The sequence below is a fragment of the Actinoplanes sp. NPDC048791 genome (assembly GCF_040650095.1).
Taxonomy (GTDB): domain Bacteria; phylum Actinomycetota; class Actinomycetes; order Mycobacteriales; family Micromonosporaceae; genus Actinoplanes.
Genome location: NZ_JBEZGQ010001567.1, coordinates 1 through 1,389, shown reverse-complemented (window position 1 = coordinate 1,389; position 1,389 = coordinate 1). Strand labels below are relative to the sequence as shown.

Sequence of the window (1,389 nt, the reverse complement as noted above, 5' to 3'; positions counted from 1 at the left end):
CCGCGACCGGCCGGCGGCTGGGCATGAGCCGGGTCGCGGCGGGGGCCCAGGTCCTGGTCGAGGAGACCACGGGGGTACGCGGGGGAGCGGGCGCACTGACGGCGCGGGAGAGCGAGATCGCCGCGCTGGTGGCCGACGGGCTGGCCAACCGCGCGATCGCCGATCGGCTGGTGCTCTCCGAGCGCACCGTGGAGACGCACGTCCGCAACCTGCTGGCCAAGCTGGGGCTGAGCAACCGCACGCAGGTCGCGTCCTGGCTACGTACCGGATCTCAGCGGCAGTACTGAGGTTTTCGGGCGCCGCGGTGGCGAGGCTGCTGGTATGACACAGCACCAGCGCCTCGAAGGCGACATCCGGCCCGGCACGTACGTGATCGACTCCGCCCGCTCCAGCGTCAGGCTGACGGCGACCCACACCTTCGGCCTCAAACCCGTGGACGCGACCTTCGCCGTACGGTCCGGCACCGTGATGGTGGGGGCCAGACCCGAGCAGTCCACGGTCTCGGCCGACCTGGACGCGGCCAGCTTCACCACCGACGACCCGCGCCGCGACAAGGACGTACGCGGCAAGCGCTTCCTGGCCGCCGACACCCACCCGGCGATCGGTTTCCGCAGCACCGGGTTGAGCCGTACAGCCGACGGCTGGGAGCTCACCGGGGTGCTGAGCATCCGGGGCGGCTCGGCCCCGCTGACGCTGTCCATCGTGGACGTCCAGCCGGTCACCGACGGCTACCACGTGCGGGCCAAGACGACGGTCGACCGGGTGGCCGCGGGAGTCGGCGCGGGCCGGGCCCTGATCGGCCGGCACGTCCGGGTGACCGTGGAGTGCCGCGTTTCAGCCGGCTGAGCGGGGTATGCAGCACGACATGCTGCGAATCGCACAGTTGACCCTGGACGTGCAGGACATCGACGTGATGACGGCCTTCTGGTCGGCGGCCCTGGGCTACCGCGTGGAGAAGGGCGACGACGGCAACGCCAAGCTGATCCCGCCGGACGACGCTCCGCCCGGCGCCCAGCACATGTGGCTGCAGGCGTCGGCCGGGCCGAAGTCGGGCAAGAACCGGGCCCACCCGGACCTGACCGCCACCGACCCGCAGGCCGAGGTGGAACGCCTGATCGGCCTGGGTGCCCGGCCCGCGTACGTGGGGCAGCAGGGCGACGAGCCGTACGTGGTGCTGGCCGACCCGGAAGGCAACGAGTTCTGCGTGCTGACCGCCTGGCGCGATCCCGCCCTGGCCGGCCGGTGACAGCAGAAGGGGCGCTGAGGAATCCCTCAGCGCCCCTTGCCTGTGTCTAGTTAGCGCGCCGCCCGGCTGCGAGCCGAGAAGGCCGCCGCGCCGCCGCTGGACGACTGGCTGGTGTGCACGGCCGTCGAGCCCGTGCCGCCGCG

General features: G+C 72.6%; 3 protein-coding genes. All 3 read left to right on the top strand.

Going from position 1 to position 1,389, the window contains the following annotated elements:
• The coding region (locus tag AB0C29_RS48535; RefSeq protein WP_360835161.1) for a LuxR C-terminal-related transcriptional regulator at positions 1-287 on the top strand (287 nt) is incomplete at its 5' end.
• A 34-nt stretch (positions 288-321) separates the two neighbouring features.
• Positions 322-846, top strand: coding sequence for a YceI family protein (locus AB0C29_RS48530; protein ID WP_360835159.1), 525 nt, complete (start codon positions 322-324; stop codon positions 844-846).
• A gap of 19 nt (positions 847-865) precedes the next feature.
• Positions 866-1,246, top strand: a complete 381-nt coding sequence (locus tag AB0C29_RS48525) for a VOC family protein (protein ID WP_360835157.1) — start codon at positions 866-868, stop codon at positions 1,244-1,246.
• Positions 1,247-1,389 lie beyond the last annotated feature (143 nt).